At 56.9% G+C, this 16,892-nt stretch carries 15 protein-coding genes; 7 read left to right on the top strand and 8 right to left on the bottom strand.

What is annotated here, in order from left to right:
* The first annotated feature begins 11 nt into the window (after positions 1–11).
* The 7 genes from HMCN_RS0105130 (at position 12) to HMCN_RS0105100 (ending at position 5,964) form a co-directional block, all read left to right on the top strand.
* Positions 12–215, top strand: coding sequence for a hypothetical protein (locus tag HMCN_RS0105130; protein ID WP_025916365.1), 204 nt, complete (start codon positions 12–14; stop codon positions 213–215).
* 61 nt (positions 216–276) lie between these two features.
* A complete protein-coding gene (locus tag HMCN_RS0105125; protein ID WP_025916364.1) occupies positions 277–780 on the top strand; it encodes a MarR family winged helix-turn-helix transcriptional regulator in 504 nt (167 codons plus the stop codon).
* Between the two features lie 67 nt (positions 781–847).
* Positions 848–1,952 (top strand): peptide chain release factor 2 gene (gene prfB, locus HMCN_RS17320; protein ID WP_155837408.1). Its coding sequence is split into 2 segments (ribosomal slippage): positions 848–928 and positions 930–1,952, totalling 1,104 coding nucleotides; the frame shifts between segments, so codons are not numbered across the junction.
* A gap of 47 nt (positions 1,953–1,999) precedes the next feature.
* Positions 2,000–3,529: a lysine--tRNA ligase gene (lysS, locus tag HMCN_RS0105115; RefSeq protein ID WP_025916363.1), complete on the top strand. Its 1,530-nt coding sequence runs from the start codon at positions 2,000–2,002 to the stop codon at positions 3,527–3,529.
* Positions 3,530–3,698: 169 nt separating this feature from the next.
* On the top strand, positions 3,699–4,406 hold the full coding sequence (locus HMCN_RS0105110) for a glycine zipper 2TM domain-containing protein (protein WP_025916362.1): 708 nt from the start codon (positions 3,699–3,701) through the stop codon (positions 4,404–4,406).
* A gap of 292 nt (positions 4,407–4,698) precedes the next feature.
* A complete protein-coding gene (locus HMCN_RS0105105; RefSeq protein ID WP_025916361.1) occupies positions 4,699–5,631 on the top strand; it encodes a gamma-glutamyl-gamma-aminobutyrate hydrolase family protein in 933 nt (310 codons plus the stop codon).
* Positions 5,632–5,745: 114 nt separating this feature from the next.
* On the top strand, positions 5,746–5,964 hold the full coding sequence (locus HMCN_RS0105100; RefSeq protein ID WP_025916360.1) for an RNA-binding S4 domain-containing protein: 219 nt from the start codon (positions 5,746–5,748) through the stop codon (positions 5,962–5,964).
* 50 nt (positions 5,965–6,014) lie between these two features.
* Here the strand turns inward: HMCN_RS0105100 and HMCN_RS0105095 are convergent, their stop codons facing one another.
* The 8 genes from HMCN_RS0105095 to HMCN_RS18555 all read right to left on the bottom strand — a co-directional run bounded on the left by HMCN_RS0105095 (position 6,015) and on the right by HMCN_RS18555 (position 16,863).
* Positions 6,015–6,443, bottom strand: coding sequence for a hemerythrin domain-containing protein (locus HMCN_RS0105095; RefSeq protein WP_051566792.1), 429 nt, complete (start codon positions 6,441–6,443; stop codon positions 6,015–6,017).
* 93 nt (positions 6,444–6,536) lie between these two features.
* Positions 6,537–8,375: a translational GTPase TypA gene (typA, locus tag HMCN_RS0105090; RefSeq protein ID WP_025916358.1), complete on the bottom strand. Its 1,839-nt coding sequence runs from the start codon at positions 8,373–8,375 to the stop codon at positions 6,537–6,539.
* A 129-nt stretch (positions 8,376–8,504) separates the two neighbouring features.
* Entirely contained in the window at positions 8,505–9,443 is a 939-nt protein-coding gene (gene truB / locus HMCN_RS0105085) for a tRNA pseudouridine(55) synthase TruB (protein WP_025916357.1), read from the bottom strand.
* Positions 9,444–9,532: 89 nt separating this feature from the next.
* Positions 9,533–9,922, bottom strand: a complete 390-nt coding sequence (gene rbfA, locus HMCN_RS0105080; RefSeq protein ID WP_025916356.1) for a 30S ribosome-binding factor RbfA — start codon at positions 9,920–9,922, stop codon at positions 9,533–9,535.
* A 138-nt stretch (positions 9,923–10,060) separates the two neighbouring features.
* Positions 10,061–12,868 (bottom strand): translation initiation factor IF-2, encoded by a 2,808-nt coding sequence (gene infB / locus HMCN_RS0105075; protein ID WP_025916355.1) that lies wholly within the window; start codon positions 12,866–12,868, stop codon positions 10,061–10,063.
* Between the two features lie 49 nt (positions 12,869–12,917).
* A complete protein-coding gene (nusA, locus tag HMCN_RS0105070; RefSeq protein WP_025916354.1) occupies positions 12,918–14,477 on the bottom strand; it encodes a transcription termination factor NusA in 1,560 nt (519 codons plus the stop codon).
* The gene (gene rimP / locus HMCN_RS0105065) at positions 14,474–14,962 is read right to left on the bottom strand and encodes a ribosome maturation factor RimP (protein WP_025916353.1); all 489 of its coding nucleotides are present in this window, start codon (positions 14,960–14,962) and stop codon (positions 14,474–14,476) included. Before rimP ends, nusA begins: the two co-directional genes overlap by 4 nt.
* 293 nt (positions 14,963–15,255) lie before the next feature.
* Positions 15,256–16,863 (bottom strand): pseudouridine synthase, encoded by a 1,608-nt coding sequence (locus tag HMCN_RS18555; protein ID WP_081801415.1) that lies wholly within the window; start codon positions 16,861–16,863, stop codon positions 15,256–15,258.
* Positions 16,864–16,892: the final 29 nt, after the last annotated feature.

The following is a 16,892-nucleotide window of genomic DNA, read 5'->3' as shown; positions in this document are numbered from 1 at the left end:
ATGGATTTCCTATGACGGGTAAGGTAGGCAGGGCAAAAATGCATGCCTTGAATTATCGTAGGCAAAAAACCGCAATACAGACACTTGAAAATTACGAGGGCATACCGACCGACTGCCTGGACAGCGCTGGCCTGGCGGCGATTATTCTTTTTCACGCCGCCAACGGCATTAACCGGTCGACATCATTATTGTTCGCCGCTGCCGCCACAGCCTAGCGAATAATGCATTTGCTAAAATGCATGCTTGTCATGCACAAGATGAACAGATATTAGCAAAATGAAAAATAACGATGAGAATTTCCATGAAGAAGCACTTGACCATCTCGATGTCCTGAAAAAATTTCGAGTGGTGATGCGCGCGGCGCAACGCCATTCGGCCTGGATCGACAAGCAATGCGGCGTCAATGGCGCGCAGCTCTGGGTCATGCAGGAATTATCCGAGACGCCGAACATGCGCGTGGGCGAAATCGCCAACCGGCTGGCGATACACCAGACCACCACCAGCAATCTGATCGAGATCCTGAACAAACGCGGCTACATCGTCAAGTCGCTCGACCCCGACGACAAGCGCGCGACCCGGCTGTCGCTGTCGGAAGCCGGAATGGCGCTGCTGGAGCGCGCCCCCAAGCCGGCCCGCGGCTTGCTGCCACAGGCGGTGCGGCAACTGGACGCAAGCCAGTTGTCGCAACTCGACGCCGGGCTGCAAGCATTACTCAACAGGATGGATGCCATCGACGACGGCTATGCGCTGGAGCCGCTGCCGTTCAACATGGCGGAATGAAAAACGGTACCGGTTCCGGCCGCTCGCTCGGGTATAATTTCCGGTTTGATTGCAGAGTAATTACATCATGGAAGCCGAACGCCTAAACGCACTCTCCGCCTTGCTTGCCGACCTGGCCGGCCGTGAAACCGAACTTCGGGGGTATCTTTGACTTCGATCTGAAGTCCGAGAAGCTCGAATCCGTCAACGCGGAACTGGAAGACCCGAACGTCTGGAACGACCCGAAACGTGCTCAGGATCTGGGCAAGGAAAAAAAATCGCTGGAAAACATCGTCGATTCGCTGATCAGGATCGAAGCCGATCTGCGCGATACCGGCGACCTGTTTGCCATGGCGCGCGAAGAGCAGGACGAAGATACGCTGCTGGCGGTCGAAGCCGACGCCAAGGACATCGAAACCCGTGTTGCCGCGATGGAATTCCGGCGCATGTTCAGCAACCCGATGGACCCGAACAACTGCTTCATCGACATTCAGGCCGGCGCCGGCGGCACCGAAGCGCAGGACTGGGCCTCGATGATCCTGCGCCAATACCTGCGCTATTGCGAACGCAAGGGCTTCAAGGTCGAAATCCTGGAGCAGTCGGACGGCGAAGTCGCCGGCATCAAGACCGCCACGCTGAAGGTCGAAGGCGACTACGCATACGGCTTCCTGCGCACCGAAACCGGGGTGCACCGGCTGGTGCGCAAATCCCCGTTCGATTCCGCCAACGGCCGCCACACCTCGTTTTGCAGCCTGTTCGTGTATCCGGAGGTCGATGATTCGATCGATATCGATATCAATCCGGCCGACGTCCGGGTCGATACCTATCGCGCCTCCGGCGCCGGCGGCCAGCACATCAACAAGACCGATTCCGCAGTGCGCCTGACCCATGCGCCGAGCGGCATCGTGGTGCAATGCCAGAACGACCGCAGCCAGCATCGCAACCGCGCCGAAGCGTGGGACATGCTGAAAGCCAAACTGTTCGAACTGGAAATGCGCAATCGCATGAGCGAACAGCAAAAGCTGGAGGATTCCAAGACCGATGTCGGCTGGGGCCACCAGATCCGCTCTTACGTGCTGGACCAGTCGCGCATCAAGGATTTGCGCACCAGTTTCGAGACCGGCAATACCAAGGCGGTGCTGGACGGCGATCTGGATGAATTCATCGCCGCTTCGCTGAAACAGGGCGTCTGACGCCGCCCCACGCCACCCCGACATTACGCCCACACTGCCTGAAAATTATGACTACGCACAATGAAGCAGCGGCCGCGCCGCCAGACGAAAATTCGATCATCGCCGAACGGCGCAGCAAGCTTGCTGCGATCCGCGCCCAGGGCATCGCCTTCCCGAACGATTTCCGGCCGCAGCACAAGGCCGCAGCACTGCACGCGCAATACGGCAGCGCAGCCGCACGCGAAGCGCTGCTGACCGAGCCGGTGACGGTGGTGGTGGCCGGGCGCATGATGCTCAAGCGCGTGATGGGCAAGGCATCGTTCGCCACCATCCAGGACGCCTCCGGCCCCAAAGCCGACGGCCGCATCCAGCTTTACATCACGAATGACGGCACCGGCGAAGCCGAGCACGCAGCGTTCAAGCACTACGACCTGGGCGACATTCTCGGCGCTGAAGGCACGCTGTTCGAGACCAAGACCGGCGAACTGTCGGTCAAGGTCACCAAGTTGCGCCTGCTGACCAAATCGCTGCGTCCGCTGCCCGACAAATTCCACGGCCTTTCCGACCAGGAAACCAAGTACCGGCAGCGCTACGTCGACCTGATCATGAGCGAAGACACGCGCCGCACCTTCAAGGCGCGCACCGCGGCGATGTCGTCGATCCGCCGCTTCATGGAAAAAAACGACTTCATGGAAGTCGAAACCCCGATGCTGCACGCGATTCCCGGCGGCGCGGCGGCCAAGCCCTTCATCACCCACCACAACGCGCTCGACATGCAGATGTTCCTGCGCATCGCACCCGAGCTGTACCTGAAGCGACTGGTGGTGGGCGGCTTCGACCGCGTATTCGAAGTCAATCGCAACTTCCGCAATGAAGGCGTGTCGCCGCGCCACAATCCGGAATTCACGATGATGGAATTCTACGCCGCGTATGTCGATTACCTATGGCTGATGGATTTCACCGAAGCGGTGATCCGCCAGGCCGCCATCGACGCCCACGGCACCGCCCTGCTAACCTACCAGGGCCGCGAACTGGACCTGTCGAAGCCGTTCCACCGCCTCACCATCGTCGGCGCCATCAACAAATACGCGCCGCACTACACCCACGAGCAACTGCACGACACCGACTTCCTCAAGCAAGAACTGGCGAAGTTCGGCGTCAAGCCACATGTGATCTCGGGCCTGGGCGCGCTGCAACTGGCGCTCTTCGAGGAAACCGCCGAAGCGCAGCTGTGGGAGCCGACCTATATCGTCGATTACCCGGTCGAAGTATCGCCGCTGGCGCGCGCCTCCGACACTCAGCCCGGCATCACCGAACGCTTCGAATTGTTCATCGTCGGACGCGAAATCGCCAACGGCTTTTCCGAGCTGAACGATGCGGAAGACCAGGCCGCCCGCTTCCAGGCCCAGGTCGCTGCCAAGGATGCCGGCGACGAGGAGGCGATGTTCTACGACGCCGACTTCATCCGCGCGCTCGAATACGGACTGCCGCCAACCGGCGGCTGCGGCATCGGCATCGACCGCCTGATGATGCTGATCACCGATTCGCCGAATATCCGCGACGTCATCCTGTTCCCGCACCTGCGCCGCGAAGACTGATTTTCCTGCCGGTATGCAAATGCACTGGGGCCGCGCAATGCGGTCCCAGTGCATTTGGCAACCGTTTGGGTTACATCGCCTTACAACTGACACACAATCCGGCTTTTTTGATTGCGTTCCGGCATCGATAATCGAACCATCGAAATCATCAATGGCATAAAGGGCAGATATGGAAAACCCACAAACCTCCGGCAAGATCCACCCGCTGGTCGCCGGTGCCGCAGTCTCGGTCATGCTGCTCAGCCTGGTCGGCGTGGCTGCAATGACCGGCCTGCTGCCCAACTCGAACAGCACCACGGCGCCGGTCGCAGTGCTGGCATCATCGGCGCCAACGCCCGCGACCGACAAGATTTCGACACTGGCGCCGACCACCGAAGCCAAGCAATTCGTTGCCAGCGGAGGGTCAGATCCGGCATCGGCCGCACCGAGCCAGTCCAGGCATAAACCGGTGCACAAATCGGAATATAAACAGGCATACCGGCCAGCGCCGGACTACAGCGAGAACGCCTATGCGCCGCCGGCACAAGCCGCCGTCTGCGGCAATTGCGGCACGATCGAATCGGTCCGCTCGATTCAGCAGGCAGCGCCGCAGAACGGCGTCGGTATCGGCGCTGTCGCCGGTGCGGTTCTCGGCGGCGTGCTGGGCCATCAGGTCGGCGGCGGTAACGGCAGAAATCTGGCGACAGTGGCCGGCGCTGTGGGCGGCGGATTTGCCGGCAACGAAGTGGAAAGACGCACCCGCACCACCACCCACTATCAAATCCGGGTCCGCATGGAGGACGGCAGCATGCGCAGTTTCAGCGATTCCGAACAATCCGGATGGCGCAGCGGCGACCGGGTCAGAGTGGTCAACGGCAGCCTGACGTCACAAGGATAAACAATGCCGGATCTGCACCCGACATAAGCGAAAGGGCGGCGCTGCCGCCCTTTCGCTCGCCGACCGTCGCATCACGAAACAGGGTGTCAAATACATATCGACATGCCAAAATATTGTTGACAATATTTTGTATACTGTCCAGGGACAGCCCAACATAGTATTCAAATACGCGGGAAATTATCGGAGCGCCGGGATATTTCCGTGTGCAGTTGCAGTCTGACGATGCAGAAATCCACCCTATGCCCGCATAGCAACAAAAGCGGAAACGCTATTCCGATAGGCGACTTACCCGATGAGCGACACCAACCATCCGAACCCGCATCCTGCACCGCCGCGCAACAGACACGATTCCGCCCACGGCGCCGGGCAATCACCCTGGTCGCAAACCTGGAGCATCCTGTCGGCCAGATTCAGGGCGCTCTCCCACAAGGCTGCCAATCGCATCAACCAGCGTACCCTGCTCATCGGCGTCTCGGCGCGGATCTTTCATCCGGAACCCGGCTCCACCGGCTTAAGCAGCAAGACCCTGCAATACCTGGAGGAATCGATTGCCCAATGGGTAATGTCGCGCGACGTGATGGTGCTGATGATCCCGTCGGTCAACAGCAGCGGCTTGCTGCACAACAGCAACATCCGGCTGCGCGACTACGCCAGGCAACTGGATGGACTGGTGCTGCAGGGCGGCGCCGATGTCGCACCGATGACTTACTCAAAGGCGGTGACGCGGCCGGAATGGAGCGGCGACCGCGCGCGCGACATGTACGAACTGGAACTGCTGCATGAATTTATCGAGGCCGGCAAGCCGGTGCTGGGGATCTGCCGCGGCTGCCAGCTGATCAATGTCGCCTTTGGCGGCACGCTGCATCAGGATATCGCTTCCGATGTGCCGAACGCGATTGCGCATGTGAACGACAAATACGACAGCAATTCCCATTCGATCCGCCTGAGCGAGGGCGGACTGCTGGCCGGGCTGTTTTCCGCCCAGCCGGTGGCGCTGGTCAATTCAATCCACCATCAGGCAGTCAATACGCTGGGGCGCGACATCGTGGTCGAGGCGACCTCGACCGAGGATCAGGTCATCGAGGCGATCCGCTACCGCAAGTCGAACTTCGTAGTCGGCCTGCAATGGCACCCGGAATTTCATCGCGCCGGCAGCACCGAGCTGCTCGATTGCACCGCGATACTGGACAGCTTCCTGCGCGCCGCGCGCGAAACACGCTTCTGACAGCCAGCAATTGACATCCGCCATCGAAGGATCGGCAACTGCAACCGACAAAAATTGCTGTGGATCGCCGGCCCCGACGTATACTCGCTGCCTGAAAACGCAACCGGAAATACCATGCAAAAACTATCTTTTACGTTGGACGGCGAGTACGTCGAATTGAATCAGCTGCTGAAACTGAGCGGCATTTGCGACAGCGGCGGCGCCGGCAAGATGCTGGTCGCCCAGGGCAATGTATCGGTCGACGGCCAGATCGAATTGCGCAAAACCTGCAAAATCCGCGCCGGCCAGGTGGTCAGTCTGGGCGACGTGCGGATCCAGGTCGTCGCCGCCTGAACCGATCCTGCTGAATAATTCTGCCGGAGCAAGCGGGCGCTTCCCGGCAGTTACTGCTGCAGTTGCGGCAGCGCCGCTGCGGATGCGGCATCGGCATCCGTCAAAAACTCGGCCAGCGCCGCATCCATCGTATCGACATGATGCGCAAACCAGTTCGGCAACTCCTGCGCCAGCCGCACCCCAACCTCGGTATCGCCTTGCAGCACGCATCCGCGCACCTCGCGCATCACTTCCAGCACCGTATCGTGCTCGCGCCGATGGCAACCGGCGGAAGGAAAGGCATGCGCCTGCATCCAGTCATCTTCCTGCGCGAAATGCAGCACCGTATGGGCAATCAGCGCATCGAGTCGCTCCAGATAGGCGGCGTCATCCGCTGCAGCCAGCGCCGCGCACAGAGCCATGAACTCCCGATGGATTGCATCCATCGGCTCATACTCCAACGTCAGCCGATCCGACAGCACCGACAGGTTGTCAGCCATAAGGTCTCTCCAATAGTCCAGTTTCAAAAAAATGGCCCTCCGGGGTACTTTACGTACCGGGGAAGGCCAGATCACAGCTAACATATGACGCTGTTACGCTGCTTCGCGCGATGCTTTCTTGCGCTCGTGCTCTTTCAGATAGCGCTTGCGTAAGCGGATGCTTTTCGGCGTGATTTCGACCAGTTCATCGTCGGCGATGAATTCAACCGCATACTCCAGCGACATCAAAATCGGCGGCACCAGGCGCACCGCTTCGTCGGTACCGGATGAACGCACGTTGGTCAATTGCTTGCCCTTGATCGGATTGACCACCAGATCGTTGTCGCGCGAGTGGATGCCGATGATCATGCCTTCATACACCGGATCATTGTGGCTGACGAACATACGGCCGCGATCCTGCAGTTTCCACAGCGCGTAGGCAACCGCAGCGCCGTCATCCTGGGAAATCAGCACGCCATTGCGGCGGCCGGCCATTTCGCCCTTGCTGTTGTCAACCGGCGCATATTCATCGAACACGTGGCTCATCAAGCCAGTGCCGCGCGTCAGGGTCATGAATTCGCCTTGGAAGCCGATCAGGCCGCGCGCAGGAATCCGATATTCGAGACGGACCCGGCCCTTGCCGTCCGATTCCATGTTTTGCAGATCGCCGCGACGACGGCCCAGCTCTTCCATGACGCCGCCCTGGTTGGCTTCCTCGACATCGACGGTCAGGTTTTCGTACGGCTCATGGCGCACGCCGTCGACCATCTTGAACACCACGCGCGGACGCGACACGGCCAGCTCGAAACCTTCGCGACGCATGTTTTCAATCAGAATCGTCAGGTGCAATTCGCCGCGCCCCGACACTTCATAGGTCGAATCGTCGTTTTCCGCCTGCACCACGCGCAAGGCCATATTGCCCTTGAGCTCGCGATCCAGGCGATCCCTGATTTGACGCGTCGTCACAAACTTGCCTTCGCGTCCGGCCAGCGGCGAGTTGTTGACCATGAAATTCATCGTCAATGTCGGCTCGTCCACCTTCAGCATCGGCAAGGCGTTCGGCGCATCCGGCGCGCAGATCGTGGTGCCGATACCGAGTTCTTCGATGCCGTTAATCAGGACGATGTCGCCGGCCAGCGCCTCGTCGACGAGCACGCGCTCCAGGCCCTTGAACGTCAGCACCTGATTGATGCGCGCCTTAACCGGCTTGTCGTCGGGGCCGTTCATGATGACCACGTCCTGCAAGCCGCGCACGCGTCCGCTCAGGATACGGCCGACACCGATCTTGCCAACATAGGATGAATATTCGAGCGAAGTGATTTGCAGCTGCAGCGGACCATTCGGATCATCTTCACGCGCAGGAACGTATTTCAGGATGGCTTCGAACAGCGGCTTCATGTTGCCTTCGCGCACTTCGGGGTCGAGGCTGGCGTAACCGTTCAGGGCCGAAGCGTAAACGACCGGGAAGTCGAGCTGTTCTTCGGTCGCACCGAGTTTATCGAACAGTTCAAAGGTTGCATTGATCGCCCATTCTGGACGTGCGCCCGGGCGGTCAATTTTATTGAGGACGACGATAGGCTTCAGACCGAGAGCCAGCGCTTTGCGCGTGACGAAACGGGTTTGTGGCATCGGGCCTTCTTGTGCATCGACCAGCAGCAGGACGCAGTCAACCATCGACAGCACGCGCTCGACCTCGCCGCCGAAGTCGGCATGGCCCGGGGTATCGACGATATTGATATGCGTGCCTTCGTATTCGACCGCGCAATTTTTCGACAGAATCGTGATGCCGCGTTCCTTTTCGATATCGTTCGAATCCATCACGCGGGCATCAACCTGCTGGTTGTCGCGGAAAGTACCGGATTGTCGGAGCAGTTTGTCGACGAGTGTGGTCTTGCCGTGATCAACGTGGGCGATGATGGCGATGTTGCGAATTGCGCGTTTTGTGTTTGACATGGTCGTGATGGTGTGATTCAGTTAGCCGAAGATTATAGCATGTTGCAATGCACAGGATTAAATTGTCTTTGTATTTCAATAGCTTGCTTAGCCGCAAGAAAATTGATCGATGGATTGTTAGCGGAAAATTCAGGCGGGAGAGTGCGTGGAAATCAAACGTTCAGGGGCCAGCACCCCGAATTCCACTATTTGCCCGGTACCAAGCAGTCGGGCATCACTCTGCCGGTAAACCCTGATTCGCCCTTGCTCGGCAGGCCCGGCAACACTCTCTTTAGCAAGGGACAAGCGCTGCCCCTGCAAAAATCTGACCGATAACGACTCCGATAAATAAATTGCCGGAAAGGACGAGAGCAAGGCGTCAACCGGCGCCAGGGATTGACTGCGCAACGATTCCGGCATCTCGATCATGGCATCCAGCGTCACGGCCCCCGACAGCGACAAGCCTCCTACCTGCGTGCGGCGCAATGCCTGCAAGTGCGCACCGCAACCCAGCACAGCACCGATATCCTCGCCTAACACGCGAATATAAGTGCCCTTGCTGCAAGTAACGCGCAAGGTAAGGTAGGGAGCGCTGTATTGAACACACTCCAGCGCGTGAATGCACACCCGCCGCGCTGCGCGATCGAGCGTCAGGCCGGCACGCGCGTACTCGTACAAGGGCTTGCCGTCGCGCTTAAGAGCGGAATACATGGGAGGAATCTGATCGATCTCGCCGACGAATTGTAGCATTGCCGCATCAATCTGGCTTTGCGTCACATCGACAGCATGCGTTTCCAGCACTTCACCTTCAGTATCGCCGGTCGTCGTCTTGACGCCCAGATGCACGACTGCTTCATAAGATTTATCCGCATCGAGCAAATCCTGCGCAAATTTTGTCGCCTCGCCAAAGCACAGCGGCAACAATCCGGTCGCAAACGGATCCAGCGTGCCGGTATGCCCGGCTTTTTTTGCATTCAGGAGCCGCTTGACCTTGATGAGGGCATCATTGCTGGACCAGCTGACCGGCTTATCCAGTAATAGCACGCCGTCAATAGCCTGACGCAAAATCCTGACTTGATTTTTAGCCATGCCGATATGTGATATTTAATGAGGTTGCTGCAGCCTGATCAAAAATTGTTGCAAAAAACAACTTCGCCACAGCTGCGGCAATGAAAGTATCAGTTTTCACCGTCATCCAGTGCCCGGGTAGCATTCGCCTGCTGTATCAGCTTGGATAAATCCGCACCGCGCGCAGTCGATGAGTCATACAGGAAATGCAATGCAGGCAGTGTATGTATTGACAAGCGCCGCCCCAATTGTCCGCGAATGAAACCTGCCGCCTTGTTCAGGCCTTCCAGCGTGTTCTGCAATGCCTCTGGGCTATCGTTGAGGGTGGTGAAAAAAATCTTCGCGTGCGCATAATCAGGCGTGACCTGCACCTCGGTAATGGTGATCATGCCCACGCGCGGATCCTTCAACTCAAAGGCAATGATTTCGGATAAGTCGCGCTGAATCTGATCCGCAACCCGCAGGCCGCGCCCGGGTATGGATTTGCTATGTTTTGCCATGTGTAATTAACTGCCTGTAATCGTCAATATCGTAGAAATGAACCGCCATAGGTAAATGCCCCGGCCGCACATTATGCGTGCTGCCGGGGCATCCATAAGCGAACAACGACGCTGAGAAAGAAATGCGGCAGCGGAGCGTTACAGCGTACGTGCAACCTCTTGAACCTCGAACACTTCCAGATGGTCGCCTTCTTTGATGTCATTGAAGTTTTTCAGTGTCAGGCCGCATTCAAAGCCGGCCCTCACTTCTTTCGCATCATCCTTGAAGCGCTTCAGGGAATCAAGCTCTCCGGTCCAGATGACCACATTATCCCGCAACAGTCGCACCGAAGCGCCACGCTTGACGACGCCGTCAAGCACATAACAACCGGCAATCGCACCAACCTTGCTTACCAGAATAACCTGACGAATCTCAACCAAGCCCAGCGCCTGCTCGCGCTTCTCGGGAGCCAGCATGCCGGACAGCGCCGCTTTGACCTCATCGATCGCATCGTAAATAATGCTGTAGTAGCGGATATCAATGCCGTTCGCCTCTGCCAGCTTGCGCGCGGAAGCGTCTGCACGCGCATTGAAGCCGATGATGACGGCCTTGGACGCTACCGCAAGGTTGACATCCGATTCGCTGATACCGCCAACGCCGGCATGCACCACTTGCACACGCACTTCGCTGGTCGACAGTTTTTGCAGCGATTGCACCAGCGCCTCTTGCGAACCCTGGACGTCGGTCTTGATGATCAAAGGCAGGTTCTGAACCTCGCCCTCGCCCATTTGCTCGAACATATTTTCAAGCTTGGCAGCCTGCTGTTTCGCAAGTTTCACATCGCGGAACTTGCCTTGGCGGAACAAGCCGATTTCACGCGCCTTGCGCTCGTCAGCCATCACCATCACGTCTTCACCAGCTACCGGAACCTCTGTCAAACCCTGAATTTCCACTGGTATCGATGGGCCCGCTTCGGTAATGCTCTTGCCGTTTTCGTCCAGCATGGCACGAACACGACCGTAGGAAGAGCCGGCCAAAACCACATCGCCGCGCTTCAAAGTGCCCGACTGCACAAGTATCGTCGCAACCGGACCGCGCCCCTTGTCAAGTCGGGCCTCCACAACCAAACCACGGGCAGGTGCGTCCCGCTGCGCTTTCAGCTCCATGACTTCTGCCTGCAGCAGCACGCTCTCCAGCAAATCATCAATGCCCTGGCCGGTCTTTGCAGAAACTGATATGAATGGCGCATCGCCGCCATATTCTTCCGGCACGACTTGTTCGGCAATCAATTCCTGCTTGACGCGGTCCAGATTGGCACCCGGCTTGTCAATCTTGTTAATCGCAACGACCAACGGCACGCCAGCTGCTTTCGCATGAGCGATCGCTTCTTTGGTTTGCGGCATCACGCCGTCATCGGCTGCCACAACCAGGATAACGATATCCGTTGCCTGCGCACCACGTGCGCGCATCGCTGTAAATGCCTCGTGACCTGGCGTATCAAGGAAAGTGATCATGCCACGCGGCGTTTCGACGTGATAGGCGCCAATATGCTGGGTGATTCCGCCAGCCTCGCCGGAAGCCACCTTGGCGCGACGAATGTAATCGAGCAACGACGTTTTACCGTGATCGACGTGGCCCATGACAGTCACTACCGGAGCACGCGGCAACATTTCGACATCCGCATGCGCAGCGCTCGATTCCAACAACGCTTCCGGATCATCCAGCTTCGCAGCGAATGCCTTGTGCCCCATCTCCTCAACCAGAATCATTGCTGTTTCCTGATCCAGAACCTGATTGATCGTCACCATCTGGCCCAGAATCATCAAATGCTTGATGACTTCAGATGCCTTGACAGACATCTTGTGCGCCAACTCTGCAACTGTAATCGTTTCCGGCACGTAGACATCTTTGACTACGGCCTCCGTAGGCGCCTGGAAATTGGTGCTGTGGTCATCAGCATGGGAATTTCTGCGTCCACCGCGCGAACCGCTACGCCAGGCGTCGCGTCCGGCGCCCGTGTTGCCACGTGGCTTGATTGTGCTGACTCCACGTTTTTTGGCGGCGTCGTCCTGCCAGGTCGAGGAGACATTGGCTGACTTAATGGATTTTTTATCGACAACTACCGGCTTTTTCTCGCCTGGCTTCTTGTCCGCAGGCTTATGCAGCGTGCCTTCGGCAGCCTTTGCCACCACCGGTGCTACTGGTGCCGGCTCAGGCGCCTTGATTACTCTGCGCGGCGCACTCAACATGGCCTTGATTTGCGCAACTTCGTCTGCTACAGCTTTACGTGCCCGTTCGGTAGCCGCGGTTTTCTCGGCAGATTCCTTGGCTTGCAGATCAGACTTTTTCTTGGCTTCTTCAGCGGCAACGCGCTTCTTATCTTCAGCAGCGGCTCCGCCCGTTGTCGCCGCAGCCAGCACAGCCTGGGCAGCATTTTTTTCCGCCTCGACCTTGGCTTTCTGCAATGCCTTTTCTTGCGCTTCGGCCTGCGCCGCCTTTTCAGCCTCAAGTTTCGCCAAATGCTCTTGCTTTTCGCGTAACTCCGCCTCCTGACGAGAAATCAACTCCGCTTGACGCCGCATCTCTTCTTCGCGCCGAGCGATCTCATCCGCATCGACCACGGGCAAAGTCGCGACAACATCCGCCCCATCTGTCGGCGCATCTTCGCGCTTGACAAAGGTACGCTTCTTGCGCACTTCCACTTGAATCGTGCGCGACTTGCCGGTAGCATCAGCCTGCTTGATCTCTGTCGTTTCCTTACGTGTCAACGTAATTTTCTTCTTATCGCCATCCTGCGCGGCACCATGTGTCCGGCGCAGATGATCGAGAAGCTTATCCTTGTCTTCCTTCGACAGCGGATCGGACGCCGAGCTTTTTTGTACGCCAGAGGCGTGCAACTGCGTCAGCAGCAGATCCGCTGACATATTCAGCTCGGTGGCAAATTGGGCTACATTGTTACTCGCCATTCAGTCCTCTTTTCTATGTTGCTCGACAGATAATAATGAAACGCTCAAATCACTTGACATCAACCAGGCTCCAAGCCTTGGTTTGCAGTGCCTTGGCGCGTTCATCGTACTTGGCATCGATGAGCTTCATTTCATCATCCGTCACATCTTCAAATTCATTTTCGATCAATTGTCGCGCACGGTCTGCCGGCAATGCCAGAATTGCACCGAATTCATCGTACGCCAGGCCGGCAAATGCTCGGATTGTCTTGACCTTCGCCAAGCCCAGCTTGCCAGCGGTGATGCGGTCCATGCCATCAAGATTTACAAGACCTTCCTCCATGCCATCAAGACCCTCTTCCGAGGCAATCGCCTCGGATACCAGCGCGTCTCGGGCCCGGGTACGCAATTCATTCACCGTTTCCTGATCGAAAGATTCGATCTCAAGCATTTCGCTAATCGGCACATAAGCAACTTCTTCGAGGCTGGTGAAGCCTTCCTCGACCAGGATATCGGCGACCTCCTGGTCGACATCCAGCTTATCCATGAAAATCAAGCGTATTGCGGCGGTTTCCAACGCTGATTTATCAGCCGATTCCTCTGCCGTCATGATATTGATTTTCCAGCCCGTCAACTCCGAGGCCAGACGCACATTTTGCCCACTGCGACCAATTGCAATAGCCAAATTCTCCTCATCAACCACGACGTCCATTGCGTGCTTTTCTTCGTCCACTACAATCGACAGCACATTCGCCGGCGCCAGCGCGCCAATCACGAATTGCGCAGGGTCCTCTGACCACAGCACGATATCCACACGCTCACCACCCAACTCGCCAGTCACCGCCTGCACGCGCGAGCCGCGCATACCCACACAGGTACCGATTGGATCGATGCGCTTATCATTGGTAAACACGGCAATTTTCGCCCGCACCCCAGGGTCGCGAGCAGCCGACTTTACTTCAAGGCTGCCCTGCTCTATCTCAGGAACCTCAAGTTCAAACAATTTCATGATGAATTCCGGCGCCGTACGCGAAAGAATTACCTGCGGCCCACGAACATTGCGATCTATTCTCAGGATATAGGCGCGCACACGATCACCGATCCGCAGATTTTCCTTGGGGATCATTTGATCCCGAGGCAGGCGAGCCTCAATCTTACCAGACTCGACAATTGCATCCCCGCGCTCCAGGCGCTTGATGGTGCCGGTAACCAGCGAATCGCCGCGCTCAAGGAAATCCACCAGAATCTGCTCGCGCTCCGCATCACGAATACGCTGCAATACAACTTGCTTTGTGTCTTGCGCAAAACGGCGTCCGAAATCGACTGACTCAATTGGCTCTTCTATGTAATCGTCAACTTCGATGTCGGCAATCTGCTCCTTTGCCTCAAAATGCAAAACTTCCTGATCCGGCAATTGCAAACCAGCCTCATCAGGCACAACATGCCAGCGACGGAAGGATTCGAATTGGCCTGTTTCACGATCGATATTCACACGAATATCGACATCACCGTCATATCGCTTCTTCGTCGCCTGTGCCAGTGCATGCTCAAGCGCACCAAAAACCACATCCTTATCGACATTTTTCTCACGCGCTAACGCATCAACCAATAATAAAACTTCTCGACTCATGCTTTGCGGCTCCTAAAATCCACTTTCGGCACCAATCGTGCCTTATCTACGTCAGCGAGCGTAAAATCCAGCATCGCCATCCCATCATTTCCTTCAAACTCCAACCTCAACACCTCACCCAGAGGTTCATGAAGAATGCCTTGAAACGTCTTGCGATTCGACGCCCCCGGCATTGGCAAGCGCAATTTGACCTGCACCTCCTGCCCCGTGAATCGCACATAATCAGAAAATTTCTTCAACGGACGATCCAGTCCCGGCGATGAAATTTCAAGTCGAGAATAATTGACATTCTCGACCGTCAATACATGCGTCAACTGGTGACTCACCTTTTCACAATCTTCAACTGTAATGGTGAGGCCTTTTTCAGCATCTTCCGGCACGAAATCAATATACACGCGCAATAGGCCACGCTCCGCCTGCTCGAAATCGACAAGCTCATAGCCCATACCGACAACTGTTTTTTCAATTAAATCCAGCAAACGCAAAACATTCTCCGTACATAAGCCAACCCTGCCACGCCACAACAGCGCCCACTGGATTCGAAAACCATTCAGCAAAAAAAAAATGGGCCTCTGCCCATCTTTTATTTACACGCCAAGCCAAACTGTGAGCCAACAATGAATTCAGAGCGACTTTTCAAGTTAGCGCATTATATACGACTGCCCCGCATGCCGCAATGTAAAAAATCTTCCCGCATCCGAGGGGCGGTGTACGTATTATCATGAAAACGCAGGGAATTTCAAGAAATAATTCCCCTGGACCAATTCAACTCGTGGAATTACGCCTTATTGCGTCGGCGAGGAGCCACTTGCTGAGGATTCGCCCCATATGACTGGCGTCCAGGATTACGCCGCGGCTGCCCCATGCCGGCATAACCAAACGTGGTCTGGAGCGGGTCAGGCTGGCGGTTTCTGGCCGGCTGAGTTTTTGCCAGCTCAAAGCCCTGCCCCTGCTTTTTGAAATTCGAATTCGGATTCTTTTTACGGTCACCAACATTTTTGCGATCCCGATTTTCGCCATACCCCACAGATTCACCGCCGCGACTTTTGGCGGCAATTTTATCTAGGCCGCACAATCCCAACAATTCTCGCACCGTATTTTCCTCCATTTCCTCCCAGCGGCCACGCTTCAGGTTAGGTGGAAGGGTCATCGAGCCGTACCGGGTACGGATCAGGCGCGACACGGTTAATCCGATCGCTTCGAACATGCGCCGCACCTCGCGGTTCCTACCTTCACCGATAATGACCCGGTACCATTTGTTAATGCCCTCACCGCCGCCATCGGCAATTTTGGAAAACTGCGCCATGCCGTCCCCCAACTCGACCCCGCTCAGCAGTTTCTGGCGCATGCCCTCCTCCAGTTCACCTAGAGTTCGAACCGCATACTCGCGGTCAATGCCATAACGAGGATGCATGAGGCGATTGGCAAGATCTCCGGACGTTGTAAACAACAACAAGCCTTCCGTATTGAAATCCAGGCGACCGACCGCCAGCCATTTCCCCGCCTTCATGCTCGGCAAGCGGTCAAAGACTGACGGCCGCCCATCCGGATCGTTATGACTGACAATTTCGCCTGCAGGCTTGTGATACACCAGCACCCTGGGAGGGCGTTTGCTGACTTTTCGCTGAATCTGCTTGCCATTGATGCGCACAATATCCGTCGGCAAAATTCGCTGCCCGATATGGGCAGGCTCGCCGTTGACGGAGACACGTCCCGATATAATCAGATCCTCCATGTCGCGACGCGAGCCGAGCCCCACCTCGGCCAAGACTTTATGCAACTTGGGGGCGTCATCGTCCGCAGTCAGATCACGCCTGACGTTTTTCGGCTGTGCGGTACGGTTAGCCTGACGTGAATTGCTTTCAGTACCATCGGTCTGGCTATGATCGAACGCTTCGGAAGTAACAAACGAAAAGAGTGCATCAGCATCAACTGACTTTGAGCGCGTTTGTGATGCCTTGCCATTCCCCCGGGCATTGGGCGATTTTGATGCAACGCGCCCGGACTGACCCTGCCTCTTTTGCCGAATGCCGTTCCCGCGACCGTCTCGCTCCTGCCGTGATGAGTCCTGTACCGGCGCGATTGCTGCCGGCGCCGTGGCAACTAGCGGTTCAGCAGCAGAATTTTCCTGCACAGGGGCAACTGCGGGCGCAGCCTGACCAGCCAGTTGCGATGGAAGTAAAGTCGGCTCTGTTTTCCGCGGAGTGCGCGGGGCGCGCGCTGCACGCTTGACCGGCGGCACTTCAACCTCTGCGCCCATTGGTTTTATGTCGGTCGTTTTTTTCCGCGTGCGCACACGGTTGTTTTTTTCTGGTACCACCTTATCACCTTGAGCAGGTGTATCGGAGCTTTCCAGCGGAGGATTATTTGGATTGGACGTGTTCATTGTTTATTTCGTGATATTACTGTTCGCAT

It is taken from the genome of Herminiimonas sp. CN, assembly GCF_000622895.1.
In the GTDB taxonomy this organism is placed as follows: Bacteria; Pseudomonadota; Gammaproteobacteria; order Burkholderiales; family Burkholderiaceae_D; genus AVCC01.
Note: the sequence above shows the minus strand (reverse complement) of the source record. Positions and strands in the feature narration are given on the sequence as shown.